This window comes from Limosilactobacillus sp. DJ3M12 (assembly GCF_947381695.1).
Lineage (GTDB): Bacteria > Bacillota > Bacilli > Lactobacillales > Lactobacillaceae > Limosilactobacillus > Limosilactobacillus kinnaridis.
Map to the genome: position 1 here is coordinate 23,665 of NZ_CANCWY010000007.1, position 22,533 is coordinate 46,197.

Sequence of the window (22,533 nt, forward strand, 5' to 3'; positions counted from 1 at the left end):
ACAAACAAATTAATAAAAATATGATGAATTTACGTAATCGGTTTGTAATTTAGTCATATTTAACGTATCATTATTCAGTATGATAATTCGAATGTAACTAGGTTGCAGCTAGTGGAACCCCTCTTGCTGCATTTTATATTGAAGGGAGAAAGAGAACGTGGATTTTAATCTTGCTCGTGGCGTGGACTTGCACATTATACCCACAAAACAATTTAAGATGAATCACGTCTTAATAGATTTTGCGACTCCGCAAACACCAACGAATGCTACTGCACGAAATTTATTGGCAAACCTATTAGAGACCAGCACGCATCGCTATCCAACACAGACGGCTTTGGCTCGTCAACTGGCATCTTTATATGGTGCTTATGTTAATTTATATGTTAACCGGCTGGGGACATTGCATACTGTTCGATTGCGAGCAAGTTTTGTTAATGATCGCTTTGTTGATGAAGATTTATTTGAAAAGATTAGTAGCTTAATAAATGAGATCATTTTCCATCCCCTGATCGATGACGGGGAATTTGATGGTCCTACTTTTAGGATTCAATCTAATAATTTAAAAAGTGCGATAAAGTCGCTTTATGACGATAAACAATTTTTGGCTAATCAACGTCTTATGGACTTGTACTACCAAAATGATTCTGTAATGAAGGTTCCTAGTTTCGGTCAAATTGCTGATCTTGAGAACTTAAATGCTAAAAGTTTAGTTTCAACGTATCATTCAATGATTAATGAAGATAAAATTGATATTTTTGTGTTAGGTGACATTGATCCGATGCGTGCTCAGCAAGTTATTGCTAAGTTGCCTTTTAAAGATCGCGATATTGCTAATAATTCACCTTTATATCATCAAGCATTGTATGATCAAGTTCAAAGAAAAACAGAATACCAACAAGTAAATCAGGCAAAGTTAAATTTGGCATATTCTTTACCTGTCTATTATCATGATGCTGATTACTATGCTGGTTTGGTTTTCAATGGGCTTTTTGGTGGCACGCCATATTCAAAACTTTTTACGAATGTCCGTGAAAAAGCTAGTTTAGCTTATTATGCCTCTAGCCGGCTCCTTCCATTTAATGGGATTATAAGTGTTCAAACGGGAATTCAAGCGAGTGATCAAGAAAAAGTTCAAAATATGATTCAGGAACAATTGACTGCCTTGCAAAATGGTGATTTTACTACTGAGACGCTGAGTGAAGTTCAAGATAGTTTGATTAACCAATACCGTGCAGGTCATGATTTGGCAAGTAATGTTTTGGAGCAACAATTAGTTACCAAATTAGTCAATGAATCGGATAAGAACTTTATTACTGAAATAAAAAAAGTAACCATAGCTGACGTCATGCGCGTTGCTAAACAAATGAAACTTCAGGCAGTTTATTTATTAAGTGGTGAGAAATAATTATATGGATAGAGAAGTTTATCAAAAATTTAACCAGTCCATTTATCGTGAACAATTATCAAATGGTTTGAAAGTCCAGCTCTTACCAATGGAAGGCTACCATAAGACATATGCTATTTTAACAGCTGATTTTGGCTCCATTGATAATCATTTTATACCGTACAATCAAAAGGAGGCGATTACTGTTCCAGACGGGGTTGCCCACTTCCTTGAGCATAAAATGTTTGAGAAAAAAGATCATGATGCCTTTGATTTGTTTGGTAAACTAGGAGCTGATTCAAATGCCTTTACTAGTTTTACTCAAACAAGTTATCTTTTTTCGACCACTAGTAACCTCCATGAGAATTTAGATGTTTTGTTAGATTTTGTTCAAGATCCCTACTTTACTGCAGAGACAGTGAAAAAAGAGCAGGGGATTATTGGCCAAGAAATTCAAATGTATGAGGATGATCCGAGTTGGCGGCTTTACCTAGGTATTTTAGGCAATTTATATCCCAAAGATCCAATGCGGATTGATATTGCGGGAACGGTTGAATCAATCAGTCATATTACACCAGAAATTTTGATGGATAGTTACCGGACTTTCTATCAACCAACCAATATGAACCTTTTCCTTGTAGGACGCTTAGATCCAGAAGAAACAATGGGGTGGATCAAGCAAAATCAAGAACAAAAGATTTTTGCTCCCGCAGAGACACCCCAACGGTTATTTAGCTTGAACGATCCAACTGCTCATGATGTAATTCCATTTCGTTCATTAACGATGGATATTGTTCGTCCCAAAGTGATGGTAGGTTTACGGGGGACCAAGCAATTTGATGATGGTAAAGAACGGCTCCACTACAAATTAGCAATTGATCTTTTGTTAGATGTTTTGTTTGACGATACTTCAGATAATTATTTGCGTTTGTATAATAATGAAACATTAGATGACACGTTTAGTTACAATTTTGAAATGCAACGGGGCTTTCACTTTGCGTACTTTAGCTCTGATACTGATCAGATGGAACGCTTTGCAGATGAAATCATTGATATTCTTGAAAGTGCTGACCAGCAAATTGAAGCGGCGCGGACAAGGTTTGAGGGAATTAAAAAGGCAGAACTAGGGCGGTTAATTGGCTTATTAGATTCGCCAGAAGCAATTGCTAATCGTTATGCTGGAAACCTCTTTGCCGGTGCTAGCTTGATGGATGAGATAGCGACCTTGGAAACTATCACGATTGATGATCTTTATCAAGTTGCAAAAGAGTTCATTACTCCTCAAGGTATTTCGGTATACCAAGTTGTTCCGCAACATCAATAAACTAAACTTTTCCTATAGATTTATTCCGATAAGCTAATATATAATTGAGCATGATATAATATCCAAGAGTAAAGATAAATGAAAATGGAGATAGAATAATGAGTGAGAACGAGAACGATCAAAAACGACTAGAAATCGGTAAAATTTTACGAAAAGCACGGGAAGAAAAGGGCTATACCCTTGATGACCTTCAACAAATGACTAAGATTCAAAAGCGGTATTTAATCGCGATTGAAGATGAAAATTTTGATGAACTTCCTGGTGACTTTTATGTTCGTGCGTTCATTAAGCAATACGCCAATACAGTGGGCTTAGATGGTAATGAATTATTGCAAAAATACGATGATCAATTACCACAGACTAAAACGGAAGAGTATTCCGACCACTTGGCTCAAGCAGTTGAAACTCGTGCAAACCAACGAAAAACTGTTAGTGGGAGCGTAGATAAGGTTCGTAACTACATGCCAACGATTATTATTGCTTGTGTGATTGTTTTAGTGTTGGCAGCTATTTGGATTACGGCCATTGCTCGCAATCATCGCGATTCTTCTACACGGATTGATAATAGTTCAGTATCTGTTTCTGGAGAGAGTCGTAAGAAGGCCTCTACCTCTGCTAAAAAGGCAAGTACAAAGCAAAGCAAATCAACGGCAATCAAGCTTCAAGAAGCACCTAATCGGAATGACACAAGCGTTACTTACACAGCAAGTCAACTTACTAAAGACACAACGCTACAAATTGAACCAAGTGATCGTTCTTGGATGCAAGTAAGAGCAAATAATAATGACTTATTAAACAGAACTTTGAATAACAATGAAAAAACTAGTGTAAAAATAAGTCGTGATACAACTTCATTAATAATCACGGTTGGCAATGCCCGGGCAACAAAATTAAAACTCGGTAATCAAGAAATCGACTTTACTAATAGTGGCCGTTACCAGAACACGCGGAATGTAACGATTAACTTTGGACGTACCCAAACAAGCAGCAATTCAGCAATTCAGCCGTCAAATAGCTCAAGCCAAGCTTCGTCATCCTCGGCACGTCCTAATAATGCTACTCAACCGTCTGCTGCTAATAATAACAGTCGTCCTCAGACAAATGCTAGTCAACAAAGTAATCAACCAACTCGTTAATTAAGAGGACTAAAGGAGTTAGAACATTGAATTTACCAAATAAACTAACTGTTATACGTTTAATTATTATTCCCTTTTTCTTATTATTAATGGTGCTGCCATTACAAAGTTGGGGAGCTGTAAGTTTTTGGGGAGCAACTATCCCGATGGCTCAGCTTATTGCTGCTATTTTATTTATTGCAGCAACAATTACTGATAATCTTGATGGACAAATTGCGCGACGGCACCATCTTGTAACTAATTTTGGAAAGTTTACTGATCCGCTTGCTGATAAGTTGCTTGTCATGACTGCATTTATCGTTTTAACTGGAAATGGTGTTGTTCCATCATGGGTTACTTCAATCATTATTTGGCGAGAATTGTCTGTTACGGGCTTACGTTTATTGTTAGTGGAACAAGACGGGGTAGTATTAGCTGCTAAAATGCCGGGGAAGATTAAGACAACTACTCAGTTTATTGCAATTATCTTCTTACTCTTAAATAATGTTATTTTTGCTATTTGGAATATTCCATTTGGCCAAATAATGTTATATATTTGCTTGTTCTTTACTATTTATTCTGGAGTGGATTACTTTATCCAGGGACGCGATGTCTTTTCGGATGGATTTAAATAGAATATGGAGGGTGAGAAAAAACTTTTGTTTTTTCTCACCCTCATGTTTTTTATATTCATAGTTTTAAGATTTTAGTGAAAATGACTATACTTTACGTATATATATTAATAGGGGATGAAGTTTTATGGATGCAGAAATTATCTCAGTAGGAACTGAAATAGTCCTTGGACAAATAGTTAATACTAATGCCGCGTACTTAGCTAACAGACTAACCCAACTTGACTTACCGGCTACTTATCAAACAACTGTTGACGATCAATCACAGAGATTAGAGCGGGTTATTAACCACGCTTTGACTCGTGCTCAATTAGTTTTTGTTTGTGGGGGACTCGGACCAACTGCAGATGATGTTACGATGCCTACAGTTGCCAAAGTCTTAGGGAAAGAGTTGTGGACTGACGAAGAACACTGGAAATGGATTCAAAAAACATTTGAGCAACGGCAAATAAAAATGGAACCAGAGAATATTCGTCAAGCCCAGTATCCACGGGGAGGCGAGCCACTTGCCAATCCTGTTGGGCTTGCTCTAGGATGTTGGTATGAAACTAAGGGTAAAGTTGTGGTTGTCTTACCAGGACCACCCGCCGAATTTAAGGCAATGGTTGAAAAGAGTCTGATTCCTAAACTCCAGCAATATTTTCAAACAGGAAAACAAATTACCAGTCGGACATTAAACTTTTTAGGGCAGCCGGAGTCACAATTAATGGATGAAATTGAAGAGGCTACTAACGATATACCAGGGATAAGCATTACTTCTTATGTTCAACCAACGGCAATTCAGGTTCGATTCACCGTGCGTGACTTACCAGTGATTGAAGCTGAAGAAAAAATTGATCAGGCACAAAGAGCAATTATTGCAGTTGAAGAACCATTTTTCTTTGGAGCTGGGGATGACCTTACACTTGCCAAAGTCGTCGTTGAACAATTAAAAAATCGCGGATGGAAATTGACAGCAGCAGAAAGCTTAACAGGGGGGATGTTCCAAAGTACTATTTGTTCCGTACCAGGAGCCTCGACTGTTTTTAATGGTGGTTTTGTTACCTATGCTGCTAGTGCAAAAGAAAAGTTATTAGGAATTCCTCACGACACTATTGACCAATATGGGGTAGTAAGTTCTGAAACTGCTGCGGCAATGGCTGAAGGGTGTCGCCGAAAATTAAATGTTGAAGTTGGAATTGGCTTTACTGGTGTGGCCGGCCCAGATATGTTAGAAGGGCAGCCAGCGGGGACGGTCTGGATTGGACTAGCAATGAAAGGGCGCCCAACTAAAACCGTTCAATTACATCTTGCATCCTATGTTGGAAGACAGGCGATTCGTACATTAAGTGTTCAGTATGGACTTCAATTAATTTACCGTGAACTAAAAAAATAAACGAACTTTTGTTCACTTTTTTCTTGTTTTTTTGGCTAAAACTGTTATTATTAGTTATCGGATAAACCGTAAAAAAGGAGGAATTTGATTTGGCTGACCAACGAAAAGCAGCATTAGATGTTGCTATCAGAAAGATCGAAAAGAACTTCGGTAAGGGTTCTATTATGCGAATGGGTGACGCCACTGATATGAAGGTTGCTTCAGTTTCTAGTGGTTCCCTTGCTATTGACAAGGCACTTGGAATTGGTGGATATCCTCGTGGTCGGATAGTTGAAATTTATGGCCCTGAAAGTTCTGGTAAGACTACTGTAGCATTACATGCAGTAGCAGAAGTACAACGTCAAGGCGGAACAGCAGCCTATATCGATGCTGAAAATGCGCTTGATCCTCAATATGCAGAAGCCTTGGGTGTTAATATTGATGACCTATTGCTTTCACAGCCTGATAGTGGTGAAGAAGGATTGGAAATTGCAGATGCATTGATTTCCAGTGGGGCAGTTGACTTAGTAATTGTTGATTCAGTTGCAGCATTAGTTCCTCGTGCTGAAATTGATGGTGATATGGGTGATACCCATGTTGGATTACAAGCTCGTTTGATGTCTCAGGCTCTTCGAAAACTTTCTGGCGAAATTAATAAGACAAAGACAATTGCCATCTTTATTAACCAAATCCGTGAAAAAGTTGGAGTGATGTTTGGTAACCCTGAAACAACAACTGGTGGACGGGCACTTAAATTTTACTCAACTATCCGGATGGAAATTCGTCGTGCGGAACAAATTAAGAATGGTACGGATGTTATTGGAAATAAAGCTAAAGTAAAGATTGTTAAAAATAAGGTTGCTCCGCCATTCAAACGGTGTGAAGTTGACATTATGTATGGTGAGGGAATCTCTAAGACTGGTGAATTGCTGGATATGGCAGTTGAAAACGATCTTGTTGACAAGAGCGGTGCATGGTACTCATATGGTAATGAGCGGATTGGGCAAGGTCGTGAAAATGCTAAAAAGTGGCTTAAGGAACACCCAGATAGCATGAATGAATTAATGGATAAAGTTCGTGTTGCAAATGGGATGGAACCGTTAAATGAAAAGTCAACGAAAGAAACTGCTGATGATAAAGCCAGTGGTAAGACTGGTGAAAATAAACAAGAAACAATTGAAGAAGCAAGTAAAGAATAAATAATAATATTTGAAGTTGAAATTCCCTAATTTTTTAGCATTAATAGCTGAATATTAGGGATTTCCCTTTTTATACTGGCTGTTTAAGCAATTGATAAATTCAATAGTTGACACCTTAGTGTGGCAAGATTAAAATTTAACTTGTGTGATGTTTTTTGACGTTACACGGTGAAATTAATTTATTCATACCAACAACATAATAGTTGAAGCGGAGGTGAAATAGTGAAAATTTTAATGTTCGCCGCGCTTGCTATGGTTGTCGGAATTATTGTCGGCTATGTAATTCGCAAGGTTTCATATGAAAAACAAGTTGCAGAAGCACATAATGATGCTAAAGGTATTATTTCTAAAGCAAAACAAGAAGCAGTAACGGCGAAAAAAGAAGCTATTTTAGAAGCGAAAGAAGAGAGTCATCAATACCGCGAGAGAGTGGAAGATGAGTTAAAACAGCGGCGGAGTGAGGTCCAACGACAGGAAGACCGATTACTCCAACGGGAGGCTTCTTTAGATCATAAGGATAGCGCTCTAGAAAAAAGAGAGAATGCAGTTGGTGTTCGTGAACGTAAATTAGATCAAGAAAAAGAGCAGCTTCATCAATCAAAGGAACAAGCAGAAGCCTTAATTGAACAACGCAAACAAGAAGTTGAAAAAGTTGCTCAAATGTCACAAGAAGATGCTAAGCAGTTATTATTATCTGAAGTAAAAGAACAGTTAAAAACTGAACGAGCAGTAATGATTCGTGACAGTGAACAAGAAGCGGAACTTTCTGCAGAACGTAATGCAAAGAAATTAATTGTTGAAGCAATTCAGCGTAGTGCTGCGGATGTTGTCTCAGAGACGACTGTTTCGGTTGTTAATCTTCCTAATGATGATATGAAGGGAAGAATAATTGGTCGTGAAGGTCGAAATATTAGAACTTTAGAGACGTTAACAGGTATTGATTTGATTATTGATGATACGCCAGAAGCTGTCGTATTGAGCGGCTTTGATCCTGTACGACGTGAGATTGCTAAGATCGCGCTTGAAAAATTAATTCAAGATGGTCGTATTCATCCTGCACGAATTGAAGAAGCAGTTGATAAGGCTCGTAAGCAGATGGATACTCAACTACGGGAGACTGGTGAGCAAGCATTGTTTGATCTAGGAATTCATTCAATGCATCCAGACCTAATTAAGACGGTCGGAAGAATGAAGTACCGGACTAGTTACGGTCAAAATGTCTTAGACCACTCAATCGAAGTTGCTAAGTTAGCCGGAATTATGGCTGCTGAACTTGGGGAAGATGTTACATTAGCAAAACGTGCTGGGCTCCTCCATGATATTGGGAAGGCAATTGATCATGAAGTTGATGGTTCACATGTTGAGTTAGGTGTAGAACTAACCCGCAAGTATAAAGAAAATAAAGTGGTTATCAATACGATTGCTTCTCACCATGGAGATGTCCCTGCTAATTCTGTAATTGCTGTTCTTGTACAAGCAGCAGATGCAATTTCAGGGGCCCGTCCTGGTGCTCGAAGCGAGTCATTAGAACAATACATTCAACGTTTAAAGAAACTAGAAAGCATAGCAAACAGTTATGATGGTGTCGACCATAGTTATGCAATTCAAGCTGGTCGAGAACTTCGCGTGATTGTCAAACCGAAGAAGATTTCTGATTTGCAGGCAACAACTTTGTCACATGATATTAAGAACAAAATTGAAAAGCAATTAGAATATCCAGGACATATTAAAGTAACCGTTATTCGGGAAGTTCGAGCAGTTGATTATGCTAAATAAACTGATTTTTCAGTTCCTATAAAGAGGCTGGGTATAACCTTCAGTCTCTTTATTATTTTAAATAACATCCATCATTTATAGAGATCTTGCAGCAAATTTAGACACAAAATATAATTAGTTTATTATTAAGATTAAAAAATATATTAATGGGGTGAAATTTAGTGGCAAAAAAAACAACACCGATGATGGAACAATATCAAAAGGTAAAAGATCAATATCCAGATGCCTTTTTATTTTACCGACTTGGTGATTTTTATGAGCTATTTAATGACGATGCGGTTAAAGGAGCGCAACTTCTTGAGCTAACCTTAACAACGAGAAACCATAGTGCAAAAAATCCAATTCCAATGTGTGGAGTGCCCCATCGCGCAGTTAACAACTATATTGATATATTAATTGATAAGGGTTATAAAGTAGCAATCTGCGAACAGATGGAAGATCCTAAAAAGGCGAAGGGAATGGTTAAACGGGCTGTTACCCGCTTAATTACACCTGGAACGCAAATGGATTTAAATGGTGAACAGGCACGTGATAACAATTATCTTGCAGCGATTAGTGGACAAAATGGGGTATTTAGTATTGCCTATACCGACTTATCAACTGGGGAGCTTAAAACGACAAGCTTAAATAATGCAAATGACGCGGTTAATGAATTGGTTAATCTCCAAAGCAAGGAAGTAGTTGTGGACGGTGAGTTGCCAGCTGAAATAACAACTCAGTTTAAGCAACGAAATATTCTTCAATCACATCAGCCAACGGTCCTTAAAAATGCTGAGATTAGTTATCTTACTCAAGACCTTGATGATCAAACTCAACAGCACGTTGTTGCATTACTTGTGTCATACTTATTAACGACCCAAAAACGCTCTTTGGCCCACCTGCAGAAAGCAATTGCATATCAACTAAGTTCTTTTATGAAGATCGACCACTATTCAAAAACAAATCTTGAATTAATGCGCAATATGCGAAGTGGGAAGCGTCAGGGGACCTTGGCATGGCTTTTAGATGAGACAAAAACAGCAATGGGCAGTCGTCTTCTTAAACGGTGGATTGACCGGCCGTTGATTAATCAAAATGCAATTAGTGAACGACAAGATAAAGTCCAAGAGTTATTAGACCACTATTTTGAGAGAAGTAATTTGCAACAAGAGTTAATTAAGGTATACGACCTTGAACGCTTAGCAGGACGGATTGCCTATGGAAGTGTTAATGGGCGTGATCTTATTCAACTTAAGACTTCCTTAAAGCAAGTTCCTAAAATAAAATACGTTTTAGAAACCCTTGATTCACCTGTCTTTGAAGACTTGCAAAAACAATTGGATCCCTTGGACGATGTGGCAGATTTAATTGATCAATCAATTGTTGAAGAACCGCCAATTGCTGTTACTGAAGGTGGCGTGATTAAGGATGGCTATAATGACCAATTAGACCAATACCGTGATGCGATGAATAATGGAAAACAGTGGATTGCGGACCTGCAAGAACATGAACGGAAATTAACGGGCATAAATAACCTCAAAATTGGTTATAATCATGTATTTGGCTATTATATTGAGGTTACAAAAGTTAATCTTAATAAGCTTCCTAAAGATCGCTATGAGCGTAAACAAACATTAGTTAATGCTGAACGTTTTTCTACTCCAGAATTAAAAGAAAAAGAGGCATTGATAATGGGAGCGCAAGAAAAGTCAACAGCCTTGGAATATGATATTTTTGTTAAAATCCGTGAACAAGTCAAGGGACAAATTACACGCCTGCAAAAATTAGCACAACAACTTGCGGAATTAGATGTACTCCAAAGCTTTGCGGTTGTTAGTGAAGACTACCACTTTGTCCGTCCTAAAATGAATACTGGTCACGTATTAAAAATTAAAGATGGTCGTCACCCAGTTGTGGAAAAGTTTATGGGACACCAGGAGTATGTGCCTAATAATGTTTTGATGGGAGAAGATACCGATATTCTCTTGATTACTGGGCCAAACATGTCAGGGAAGAGTACCTATATGCGTCAGCTAGCATTGATTGCGGTAATGGCACAAATTGGTTGCTTTGTCCCTGCTAAATCCGCTGAATTGCCAATTTTTGATCAAGTCTTTACACGCATTGGGGCAGCTGACGACTTAATCTCTGGTGAAAGTACCTTCATGGTTGAAATGATGGAAGCCAATAATGCTTTGACCCATGCCACGGATCGTAGTTTGATTCTCTTTGATGAAATTGGCCGGGGAACCGCAACTTATGATGGGATGGCATTGGCGCAAGCGATTATTGAGTACGTTCATCAGCATGTTCGTGCTAAGACGCTATTTTCAACTCACTATCATGAACTGACAGCTCTTGAGAATAGCTTGACGCGGCTTAAAAATGTCCACGTAGGAGCAACGGAAAAAGATGGGGAGTTAGTATTCTTGCATAAGGTAAGTGCAGGTCCTGCAGATAAGTCTTACGGAATCCACGTGGCTAAACTAGCGGGAATGCCATCCTTATTGTTAAAACGTGCAGATACTATTTTGCAAAAATTAGAGCAAAAGGATGTAAAACTACCGAATGCGCCTAAACCGGCAACAGATAATTACCATACAGAACCAATATCAGCAAAGATAAATGAAGCGGCACCGGTAAAGAAAGAGTCTGCACCAGTTGTTGAAGATAATGGTCAACTTGAATTATTTGCTACTCAACCTGAGAAAAAAGAATCGAGTGTTGATCGGCGGATTTTACATCAATTAAAAGAACTTAATTTAATGGGGATGACACCCATGGATGTAATGAATCAAATTTATAAGTGGCAGCAGAAATTGAAATAAGGTGATATTTAATGGGAAAGATTCATGAATTAGATAATATTTTAGCCAATCAAATTGCTGCCGGTGAAGTAATTGAACGTCCAGCATCAATTGTAAAAGAATTAGTTGAAAATTCATTGGATGCCCATAGTCACCGTGTAGATATTATTGTTGAAAATTCAGGTTTAGACAGTGTGCGCGTGATTGATGATGGTGACGGAATCGCTGCTGAAGATATTAGACTAGCATTTCACCGTCATGCAACCAGTAAGATTAATTCTCGCCATGACCTCTTTAAGGTGCAGACGATGGGCTTTCGTGGTGAAGCGTTACCTAGTATTGCTTCAGTCGCTGATGTAACGCTTACGACTGCGCAAGCTGGTCAAGAAGAAGGAACAATGATTCATTTGCGAGGAGGAAAAGAATTAGTAGTGAAGCCGGCTGGTGCGCGTCAAGGAACCGATATTAAGGTAACCGACTTATTCTTTAATACTCCTGCGCGATTAAAGTACTTAAAATCGCCTCAAACGGAGCTAACCAGAATTACGGACATCATTAACCGACTTGCCCTTGCAAATCCAGCGGTTGCTTTTAGCTTTACCCATAATGGGCGGGAATTATTTCGGTCGGCAGGTAATAATAATTTACAACAAGTAGTTGCCGCAATTTATGGCGTTCAAGCAGGACGTAAGATGCTTGAGATAAGTGGTGCAGATGATGATTTTAAGGTTAGTGGTTTTGTTTCCTTACCAGAATTAACACGTGCATCACGTCAATATATAACAATCACAATCAACCATCGGTATATTCGTAATTTTGAATTAACAAAGGCAATTATTCAGGGATATGAATCAAAACTAATGGTTGGTCGTTATCCGATCGCGGTAATTAACATTGATCTGGACCCTGTTTTAGTTGATGTGAATGTCCATCCAGCTAAACGCGAGGTTCGTTTGAGCAAAGAACAGCAATTAATAAAATTGATTGCTGAAACGATTCGGCAGCGGATAGCAGTTGAGAACTTGATTCCGGATGTCGATGCTGACCAATTTATTCCTAATGATGATGAGGTAGCGGACCTTGATCGCCGGTTAAAGGAAGCATCACCTGTTTATCACGCCGCACCGATTTCGGCAGTGCCGGCAACAGAAAAGGCAGCAACTGAGATTTCAACTCCAGCAGCTGATAATCCAGCACATGCTGACGCGCTTGATAGTGAGATTCCAGCACCGATCGTTATCCATCATCTTGAAGATTTAAATACGCCCGCAATGCAAAAATTTGATGAGCGTTATCAAAATGAAGGTGAAGTTACGCCATTTTCTGCTCCAGTTCCCACTATGACTAAGAAGCCAGTAAAACCTGCAAATATTGAATTGGATGTTCATGATAAACAAGATCAGCAGCAAAATCGGTTTCCTGATCTTCAATATATTGGTCAACTTCAGGGAACCTTTTTATTAGCACAAGCAGGAGATGGTCTTTACATTGTTGACCAACATGCTGCTCAGGAGCGAATTAATTATGAGTATTACCGCCAAAAAATTGGGGAAGTGAGCGCTGATCAGCAAAATTTCTTGGTTCCGCTTGTTCTTAATTATTCGACTGTCGACGCAATGACAATTAATCAGCATCTCGATACGCTTGCAGCGGTCGGATTAGAATTAGAGTCATTTGGTCAAAATAGTTTTATTTTGCGCTCCCATCCAACCTGGTTTAAAGAGGGGCAAGAAGAAGACACGGCCAAAGAAATGATTGATTGGTTAATTAAGAATGGAAAGCTAACCGTCAAAGAATTTCGAATGAAGACAGCGATTATGATGAGCTGCAAGCGGGCTATAAAGGCTAACCACCACCTTGACGAACGGGAAGCTAAAGCCTTGCTGAAACGGTTGCCGCAATGTGAGAATCCTTTTAATTGTCCACATGGGCGTCCGGTAACTGTTCATTTTAATGATCAGGATTTAGAAAAAATGTTTAAACGAATTCAGGATTCACACACCCCATATGCAGACGATTTTGATGATCATGAATTTTAAGGAGGAACTACCTTGTACGAATACTTAACAGGCCTTGTAACTGTTGTTGCACCACAATATATCGTTGTTGATGTTAATGGGGTTGGCTATAAATTATTAGTTGCTAATCCCTATCGTTATCAAGAGGATCGGACTAAGAAGGTCCAAGTATATGTTTATCAAGCAGTTCGTGAAGATAATATTTCCTTATTTGGCTTCACAGATCAAAATGAAAAAAAACTATTTATGCAATTAATCAATGTTTCTGGAATTGGGCCAAAGAGTGCCTTAGCAATTTTAGCGAACCCTGATCATCAGGGACTTGTTGATGCAATTACTAATAATAATGTTAGCTATTTAACTAAGTTCCCAGGAATCGGGAAAAAGACAGCTTCGCAAATTGTGTTAGACTTACGTGATAAGCTCACTAATGAAAGCAGCAGCTCATTATTTGCAACAACTCAGCTTACCGTTGATGCAACAGTAAATCGTGAGTTGAAAGATGCTTTGGAAGCATTGGCTGCATTAGGATACAAGGAACGGGACATTAAAAAGGTTCAAAAGACATTAATGAAAGAAGAACAAATGGCAACTGATGAATACTTAAGACAAGCATTAAGGTTGCTTAACTAGGAGGTGCAAGACTTGTGGAAAATGATCATGGTATTTTATCAGATCACCCATCAGGAGAAGAAGAAAGCCAAGTGGAGATAACTCTTCGACCACAGAAACTAAGGGAATATATTGGTCAACCTAAAATCAAGCACGAACTAGAAGTATATATTAAGGCGGCCCAATCCCGAGAAGAAGCCCTTGACCATGTATTGTTATATGGTCCTCCAGGATTAGGAAAGACAACTTTAGCGATGGTAATAGCTAATGAGATGGGCGTTAATATCAAAACGACTAGTGGACCAGCGATCGAAAAGCCAGGAGATTTGGTTGCTTTATTGAATGAGTTGAAACCGGGGGATGTCCTTTTTGTTGATGAAATTCACCGGTTACCCAAAGTTGTGGAAGAAATGCTTTATTCAGCGATGGAAGATTACTATATTGATATTGTTATTGGTGAGGGACCGACTGCGCACCCCGTTCATTTTCCCCTTCCTCCATTTACATTAATTGGGGCAACGACACGAGCCGGAATGTTATCGGCACCATTACGTGATCGTTTCGGAATTGTTGAACACATGAACTACTATACTCAAGATGAACTGACAAAAATTATTTTTCGTTCTGCCAAGATTTTCCATACTAGTATTCAAAATGAAGGGGCCCATGAACTATCTCTTCGTTCACGTGGTACGCCGCGAATCGCAAACCGCCTTTTAAAACGGGTACGTGATTTTGCCCAGGTAGCAGGGAAACAAAGCATTGATTCAGCAATTGTTAAGCAAGCATTATCGCTGCTCCAAGTTGATGATCGGGGCTTAGATGAGATTGATCGGAAAATGTTGTTAACGATGATCAATTTCTACCATGGAGGTCCAGTGGGATTAAAAACAATTGCAGCAAATATTGGTGAAGAAACTAATACGATTGAAGAAATGTATGAACCATATTTGTTACAGATCGGTTTTATTAGTCGTACTCCTCGCGGCCGGTTAGTGACACCGACAGCATATGAACATTTAGGAATTGAATATCCAACTGATAGAAATTGATTGAGGAAAATTATGAGTAAGTTAGAATTTACAATTAATCAAAGCGATGGCCAAGCACGAACCGGAATTTTGCAGATTAATGGACGACAAATTGAAACACCGGCTTTGGTTGCCAGTGGAGATGAACTAGCAAAATTATCACCCAACCAGCTTAATCAGGCTGGTGTAAGTGCAGTTAAGACAAGTGGATTAAAGCGTTGGCTAAAATATGATTCGATGACTGAAAAATTAGGAGACCTCCACCAACTTTTTCAGTGGGATGGCCTTTTATTTGTGGATTTAGAAACTGAGGAGGCCTATCACTTAGCAAAGCCACGCGGGAAAAAACATGATGGCGTTCGTTTTCATGATCCGATAACGGGACAACTAAAATTCTGGCAACCAGAAACTGCTCTTCAAGTTCAAGAAGCGCTCGGGGCTGATATTTTTCAAAGCTTTGACCAAGCAACAGATTATTATGCGCCAGTTGATGATTTAAAAGTAGGGGTAAAACAAACTAATGACTGGTTATCTGTTGTTAAGCCCCAAAAAGGCCAAGCCCTTGGTTCAATTGTTGGTGGCGGCTTAAAAGATTTGCGGACAGTCAGTATTAAGGCGGTCGATGAGGCTGGGTTAAGCGGCTATCGGTTGAGTGGGATCCCTAGCAGCTTAGATGATCAAGAGTTTAGTCGAATCATTAATGAAATTACGCCTAAACTAGGAGAGGAGAAACTGCGCTACCTCCCTGCTGCACTTTCTTTTGACCAGCTGATAGGGGCAATATTAGCAGGAGTTGATTTAATTGATAGCAATCTAGCAGCTAAAAAAGCGGCTAATGGGATTGCATTAGTTAATCAAGGAGTGACAGTTCTTCATCTTGATCGTCAACATTTTAGCTTCGATTCACAAGTGCTTGATCGTCAATGTGCGTGTGCAACTTGTCGCGCGGGCTATTCAAAAGCACTACTCCATAGCTTAATTACCAATCAAAGTTTTTACGGTGAACAACTTTTGCTGCAGCATAATCTGTTTACCCTCAATAAATTAATGAGTAGTCTCCGACAAGCAATTAAAAATCATCAAACAAAAAAATTTGTTCAAGAATTATTGCAGAATCAATAGAGCATATAGCTTTTTATGGTAAAGTTTGTTAAAGTTAATACTAGTTAACTTTTTGAAGGGATGGATAAACTGTGAATAGTTTGAGTAGTTTTGTTCTTGGTGCTGCTTCATCTAATAATGCAAGTGGTTACTCAGGAATTATTTTAATCATCTTAATGGTAGCATTAATGTACTTCTTTATGATTCGCCCACAACAAAAGCAACGTAAAGAACATCAAGAGATGATGAATGAATTACACCCAGGTGATGAAGTTGTTACGATTGGCCGGATGCATGGTAAGATTGATTCAATCAATAAGGCTGACCGGACAGTTACTTTAGATTGTGAAGGGATCTACCTTACTTTTGATATGGTGGCAATTGCCCGTGTTATTAAACGAGCAGATGCACCAGCTAGTGAAGTTCCCCAAGATAATAAAGCTGTTGCTAGTTCTGCCGCTGACAGTTCTGCAGATGCTTCAGCAGATAGTGCTGCTAGTGAACCTACATCTGCAGCGAGTGCTAGCGATGAACAAAAAGGCAGCGAAGAAAAGTAATTTAATTTAGATGAAAATAGTCGTAAACAGGCGAATATTTTCATCTTTTTTATTTGGTTGTTAATCGCGTTTATTGCTATACTAAAAGATAGTGTTAAATTTTATTCGGGTAAGGAGAATAGCATAATGGCAGATCCATTAACAGCAATTTTTGAACAAATCAAAAAATACAATAAAATAATTATTCATCGGCATCAACGCCCTGATCCAGATGCAATTGGCTCACAAGTTGGCCTTGCGGAAATTTTGCGGGCTTCATTCCCATATAAGCAAATTTATGTTGTAGGGAAGCATATTCCAGGGTTTGATTGGATCGGTGAGATGGATACGATTGACAATCAGACATTCGATGATGCATTAGTAATTGTTACGGATACAGCAAATGCGCCACGAATTGATGATCGGCGCTTTGATAATGGGGACGAACTTATTAAGATTGATCACCACCCTAACGATGAACCCTTTGGCGATATTATGTGGGTTGAACCAGATGCTTCTAGCTGTTCTGAAATGATTTATAGTTTTTATCAACGATTTGCAAAAGAATTAACTCTTCCCCAGAAGGCTGCCCATGCCTTATATGCAGGAATTATTGGCGATACAGGTCGTTTCCTTTATCCAGCAACAACTCCACGAACGATGCTAGTTGCAGGTTCGTTAATGGCAGCCGGCGCAAATGCCGCGGAAATTAGCCAGCACGAAAATGAAATTACCTTACCAGTGGCCCGGTTATCAGCATACGTTTATGAAAATTTGCAGATATTAGATAATGGAGCCGCATATGTTATCTTAACCAATGAAATTTTAGAACAATTCGGATTGACTGAAGCCGGGACATCCGCAATTGTTTCTTTACCAGGTCGAATTCATGATGTTATTGCCTGGGCGATCTTTGTAGAACAAGAAGATGGCCATTATCGCATTCGTCTCCGTTCAAAGGGACCAACAATTAATGAATTAGCTAAGCAGCACGATGGGGGTGGACATCCACTTGCTAGTGGCGCTAAGGCTAAAGATGAAGCAGAAATTAAACAAGTGATTGATGAATTGGACCAATTAACACAAAGTTATGCAAACCAAAAATGAAAGGGAAATAGCTATGAGTGATAAAAAATTTGCTGATTTTCAGTTACAACCTTATCTGTTAACAGCAATTCAAAAAATTAATTTTCGTCAACCAACACCGGTCCAACAACAAGTAATACCAGTGATTATGGCTGGACGAAGTGTTGTGGGGCAATCAGCAACTGGTAGTGGAAAAACACATGCCTTCCTCTTGCCGATTTTTTCAAAGATTAATCCAGAAGATCAAACCGTTCAAGCAGTAATCACAACTCCTAGTCGGGAATTAGCATACCAAATTTATAATGCGGCAAAGCAACTTAATAAGTATGCTCCTCATCCTCTTACCATTCACAATTATGTCGGTGGTACAGACAAGCAGCATCAAGTTGACCAATTAAGTCGAAAACAGCCTCAATTGGTCATTGGAACTCCGGGAAGAGTATTAGACTTAATCAAGAGTCAGGCATTGGATATTCACACAGCAAAAATGTTTGTGGTGGATGAAGCGGACATGACCCTAGATATGGGATTCTTACATGAAGTTGACCAAATTGCCAGTCATTTTCCTGATGACCTTCAAATGATGGTTTTCTCAGCAACGATTCCGCAGAAACTGCGCCCATTCTTAAAAAAGTATATGGAAAATCCAGTAATTGAAGAGATTCCTACTGAAGCAGTAATTAATCCAGATGTTGATAATTGGTTAATGTCAACTAAGGGGCAGGACCGTAACCAGCTAATCTATCGTTTGCTGACTCTTGGTGAACCATATCTTGCATTGGTATTTGCTAATACAAAAGAACGAGCAGTTGAATTAACCCAGTATTTAGAAAATCAAGGGCTCAAAGTAGCGATGATTCATGGGGGACTGGAAGCCCGTCGTCGTAAACGGACAATGCGGCAAATTCGTGATCTTGAATATCAATATGTTGTAGCAACTGATCTAGCAGCTCGTGGAATTGATATTGATGGAGTATCACTAGTAATCAATGACGACTTGCCAACTGATCTTGAATATTTTATTCATCGGGTTGGTCGTACAGGGCGAAATGGGATGAAAGGAACAGCCATTACCTTATATGAACCAGCAGAAGATGATTTAATTGCTAAGCTTGAGGAGCGCGGAGTTAAATTTGTACCAAAAGAATTAAAGAATGGTCAACTAGTAACTACCCATGACCGTAATCGTCGGAAGCATTATAAGCGGCGGCAAAATGAACTTGATCCGTCAATGAAGGGTTACGTAAAAAAGACTAAGAAGAAGGTTAAACCTGGTTATAAGAAACGAATTAAAAAGGCGATTAAAGAAGACGAACAGCAAAAACGAAAGCTAGAATTACGGCATAAAATTCGGAAAGCTAAGCGTGCACGACAAAAACAACATCGCCGTGAACGAAATGCCCGTTGATTTTAAAGTAATTGTTCGCTATAATATGACACGTTTGGGACATGCTATAACTAATGGAAAATTTCAGAGACAGTTGGTAAGGTGTGACAACTGATTTCCTAGCCTTAGTGCTCCCCATTCGGATAATTTGATATTTAACCTTGGGCAACCAAGAAGTAAAGAGGTAAACGAATTCCATCGTTGCAAGCAGAGTGGTACCGCGTCAATCTGGCGTCTCTGATTCGCAATGGTGGTTTTTTGTTTTAGAAGGGGCGATTTGATGAAAGAGTTAAAGAAGCTAAATAGTGCTCAAGTACGGCGGATGTACTTGAAGTTTTTTGAAGAGCATGGCCACCAAGTTATGCCGAGTGCATCATTAGTTCCAGTAAATGATCCAACATTACTATGGATTAACTCTGGAGTTGCCACAATGAAGAAATACTTTGATGGGAAAGTTGTTCCTGATAATCCACGGATGACAAGCTCACAAAAGAGTATTCGAACGAATGATATTGAAAACGTTGGTAAGACTGCCCGGCACCATACCATGTTTGAAATGTTAGGTAACTTCTCTGTTGGTGATTACTTTAAAAATGAAGTAATTCCATGGGCTTGGGAATTACTAACAAGTGATGAATGGTTTGGTTTTGATCCCGAACGGCTATACATTACTTATTATCCTAAAGACCATGACGCTTACAATCGCTGGCGTGAAGTAGGCGTTGCTGAAGATCACTTAATTGCTGATGAGGATAACTTCTGGGATATTGGTCAAGGTCCATCTGGTCCAGATACGGAAATTTTTTATGACCGTGGTCAAGAATTTAATAATTTAGCCGATGATGATCCAGAAAACTATCCTGGCGGTGAAAATGAACGCTACCTTGAAATTTGGAACATTGTCTTTAGTCAATTTAACCATACGCCTGAAGATACTTATGAACCACTTCCTCATAAAAATATTGATACGGGGATGGGGCTTGAACGGGTTGTTTCGATCTTTGAAAATGCCCCTACTAACTTTGAAACCGACTTATTTATGCCATTAATCAAGCAAGCTGAAGAGTTTAGTGGTACTAAGAAGTATGGTCAAAATAAAGAAGACGATATTCAATTTAAGATTATCGCTGATCATATTCGGACAATTACCTTTGCGATCGGGGATGGCGCCTTGCCTTCAAATGTTGGTCGTGGATACGTTATTCGGCGGTTGCTTCGGCGAGCAGTTGTTGCTGGAAAGAAGTTGGGAATCGATGAACCATTTTTAGCAAAGATGGTTCCAACAGTCGGCAAAATCATGGAAGATTACTATCCTGATGTTCTTAAAAATGCTGACTATATTGCTTCGGTTATTGAATCGGAAGAAGACCGCTTTAGTACAACCTTAAATGGCGGATTAAACTTGTTGAATAACGTGATTGCTGAAGCTAAGGAAAGTAAGACCAACGAAATTGATGGACGAACAGCCTTTAAGCTTTATGACACTTATGGCTTCCCAATTGAATTAACCAAGGAATATGCTGAAGATGAAGGACTAACAGTTGATGAAAAGGGCTTCCAAGCAGCAATGACGGAGCAGCAAAATCGTGCTCGTAATGCCCGTGATATGGATAACGGGATGGGTGTTCAAACTGATTTATGGACTTCATTCAAAGAAGATAGCAAATATGTTGGCTACACTGATTTGACCGTTGATAATGCAAAAGTTATCGGCTTAGCACATGATGGTCAACAAGCGGATGAAGCACAACCAGGTGATAAGAACATTGAACTAATTTTTGATGTAACGCCATTCTATGCAGAAATGGGAGGTCAAGTCGCTGATACTGGTGACATTATTGATAACTATGGTAAAAAAGTTGGCCGTGTGGTTGATGTCCAACACGCACCAAACCAGCAAAATCTTCATCGAGTAGAATTAACTGCCCCTATTAAAAAGGGTGCCCGTTACAAACTAGTTGTTGACCGTATTCGCCACCTTAAGATTGAAAAGAACCATACAGCAACGCACTTGTTAGACCAAGCATTACGGAATGTTCTTGGTGGTCATACTCAACAAGCCGGATCATTAGTTGAAGAACATTACCTACGTTTTGACTTTAACCACTTTGGTCAAGTAACTGCTGAGGACCTCAAGAAGGTCGAGAACATGGTTAATGAGCAAATCTGGAAGGAAATCCCAGTTAAGACAGTTGAAACTGATATTGATTCTGCTAAGGAAATGGGTGCTATCGCCTTATTCTCAGATAAGTATGGTGATAAGGTTCGGGTTGTTAAGATTGGTGACTTTAACACTGAGTTCTGTGGTGGTGATCACGTTAAAAATACTAATGAGCTTGGTCTCTTCAAAATTGTTTCTGAAGGAGGAGTTGGTGCTGGAGTACGGCGGATCGAAGCAGTAACTTCTAGTGATGCCTTTAAGTTCCTCCAAGATCGTGATGACCTCTTAACAAAGAGCGCTGCTAGTTTGAAGGTTGCTCAGATTAAGGAAGTTCCTCACCAAGTAGAAACATTACAAAATGAACTTAAAGAAGCTCAAAAGCAAAATGAGTCTCTTCAAGCTAAGATTACTGCTCAACAAGCTAATAATGTTTTTGAAAACGTTCAAGCAACTAAGAATGGAAGTTTAATTGCTGCCGAAGTTCAAGTTGCTGGAATGGGTCAATTACGGCAACTTGCTGATACTTGGCGCTCAAAGGCTCTTTCTGATGTTCTAGTTCTTGCTACAGCCAGTGATGGTAAAGCAAACTTATTAGTGGCTGTTAGTGATGATAAAACTAAGGAAGGCTTAAAAGCCGGTGACCTTATTAAGGCGATTGCACCAGCCATTAATGGTGGCGGTGGAGGTCGGCCAAACCTCGCCCAAGCTGGTGGAAAGAATCCAGCTGGAATTAAGGAAGCCTTAAGTCAAGCTAAAGGTTACCTCGATAAGTAAATCAAAAATGAGAAGGAAATAACCATCTCATAGTCTAAGAGATTGAAAGAAACCAATTTTTGAGTTCTTTCAATCTTTCTTTTTTGTAAGAACTTCTTAAAGTAATAAAGAAATACTATCAAGAAACGCTATTATCAGCTATAATATAAAACTTGTAGTTTAAGATAAAACTAATATTACTGTTTACTTACAATTGACAAATGTAAATTGTGATTTTAATAAGAATATAGTAAAATTAATGGTTGAAAAGAATATCT

16 protein-coding genes are annotated in these 22,533 nt (G+C 39.0%); all 16 read left to right on the forward strand.

Annotated features, from left to right (window positions below; all coding sequences use genetic code 11):
• Window positions 1–157 precede the first annotated feature (157 nt).
• The 16 genes from yfmF (at window position 158) to alaS (ending at window position 22,276) form a co-directional block, all read left to right on the forward strand.
• On the forward strand, window positions 158–1,405 hold the full coding sequence (gene yfmF / locus QOS06_RS05390; RefSeq protein WP_098035354.1) for an EF-P 5-aminopentanol modification-associated protein YfmF: 1,248 nt from the start codon (window positions 158–160) through the stop codon (window positions 1,403–1,405).
• A 4-nt stretch (window positions 1,406–1,409) separates the two neighbouring features.
• A complete protein-coding gene (gene yfmH, locus QOS06_RS05395; RefSeq protein ID WP_003671938.1) occupies window positions 1,410–2,708 on the forward strand; it encodes an EF-P 5-aminopentanol modification-associated protein YfmH in 1,299 nt (432 codons plus the stop codon).
• Window positions 2,709–2,806: 98 nt separating this feature from the next.
• Window positions 2,807–3,844, forward strand: coding sequence for a helix-turn-helix domain-containing protein (locus QOS06_RS05400; RefSeq protein WP_283595611.1), 1,038 nt, complete (start codon window positions 2,807–2,809; stop codon window positions 3,842–3,844).
• A gap of 26 nt (window positions 3,845–3,870) precedes the next feature.
• Window positions 3,871–4,458, forward strand: a complete 588-nt coding sequence (gene pgsA, locus QOS06_RS05405; RefSeq protein ID WP_003666663.1) for a CDP-diacylglycerol--glycerol-3-phosphate 3-phosphatidyltransferase — start codon at window positions 3,871–3,873, stop codon at window positions 4,456–4,458.
• Window positions 4,459–4,582: 124 nt separating this feature from the next.
• Complete coding sequence (locus tag QOS06_RS05410) at window positions 4,583–5,830, forward strand: competence/damage-inducible protein A (RefSeq protein ID WP_283595613.1); 1,248 nt, start codon at window positions 4,583–4,585, stop codon at window positions 5,828–5,830.
• Window positions 5,831–5,919: 89 nt separating this feature from the next.
• Window positions 5,920–7,008, forward strand: coding sequence for a recombinase RecA (gene recA, locus QOS06_RS05415; RefSeq protein ID WP_078009169.1), 1,089 nt, complete (start codon window positions 5,920–5,922; stop codon window positions 7,006–7,008).
• A 234-nt stretch (window positions 7,009–7,242) separates the two neighbouring features.
• The gene (gene rny, locus QOS06_RS05420) at window positions 7,243–8,784 is read left to right on the forward strand and encodes a ribonuclease Y (RefSeq protein WP_011953420.1); all 1,542 of its coding nucleotides are present in this window, start codon (window positions 7,243–7,245) and stop codon (window positions 8,782–8,784) included.
• A gap of 161 nt (window positions 8,785–8,945) precedes the next feature.
• Window positions 8,946–11,591, forward strand: a complete 2,646-nt coding sequence (mutS, locus tag QOS06_RS05425) for a DNA mismatch repair protein MutS (protein ID WP_283595614.1) — start codon at window positions 8,946–8,948, stop codon at window positions 11,589–11,591.
• 11 nt (window positions 11,592–11,602) lie between these two features.
• The gene (gene mutL, locus QOS06_RS05430) at window positions 11,603–13,609 is read left to right on the forward strand and encodes a DNA mismatch repair endonuclease MutL (protein WP_229288294.1); all 2,007 of its coding nucleotides are present in this window, start codon (window positions 11,603–11,605) and stop codon (window positions 13,607–13,609) included.
• Window positions 13,610–13,621: 12 nt separating this feature from the next.
• Window positions 13,622–14,221 (forward strand): Holliday junction branch migration protein RuvA, encoded by a 600-nt coding sequence (ruvA, locus tag QOS06_RS05435; RefSeq protein WP_153701126.1) that lies wholly within the window; start codon window positions 13,622–13,624, stop codon window positions 14,219–14,221.
• Between the two features lie 14 nt (window positions 14,222–14,235).
• Entirely contained in the window at window positions 14,236–15,252 is a 1,017-nt protein-coding gene (gene ruvB / locus QOS06_RS05440; protein WP_078009172.1) for a Holliday junction branch migration DNA helicase RuvB, read from the forward strand.
• 12 nt (window positions 15,253–15,264) lie between these two features.
• A complete protein-coding gene (locus QOS06_RS05445; protein WP_271901040.1) occupies window positions 15,265–16,353 on the forward strand; it encodes a tRNA-ribosyltransferase family protein in 1,089 nt (362 codons plus the stop codon).
• 71 nt (window positions 16,354–16,424) lie between these two features.
• Window positions 16,425–16,889 carry a preprotein translocase subunit YajC gene (gene yajC / locus QOS06_RS05450; protein WP_003671925.1) on the forward strand — a complete coding sequence of 155 codons (465 nt, stop codon included), beginning with the start codon at window positions 16,425–16,427 and terminating at the stop codon, window positions 16,887–16,889.
• A 126-nt stretch (window positions 16,890–17,015) separates the two neighbouring features.
• Window positions 17,016–17,975, forward strand: a complete 960-nt coding sequence (locus QOS06_RS05455) for a DHH family phosphoesterase (RefSeq protein ID WP_011953421.1) — start codon at window positions 17,016–17,018, stop codon at window positions 17,973–17,975.
• Window positions 17,976–17,988: 13 nt separating this feature from the next.
• Window positions 17,989–19,362 carry a DEAD/DEAH box helicase gene (locus QOS06_RS05460; RefSeq protein WP_152719095.1) on the forward strand — a complete coding sequence of 458 codons (1,374 nt, stop codon included), beginning with the start codon at window positions 17,989–17,991 and terminating at the stop codon, window positions 19,360–19,362.
• Between the two features lie 259 nt (window positions 19,363–19,621).
• Complete coding sequence (gene alaS, locus QOS06_RS05465; RefSeq protein ID WP_283595619.1) at window positions 19,622–22,276, forward strand: alanine--tRNA ligase; 2,655 nt, start codon at window positions 19,622–19,624, stop codon at window positions 22,274–22,276.
• Window positions 22,277–22,533: the final 257 nt, after the last annotated feature.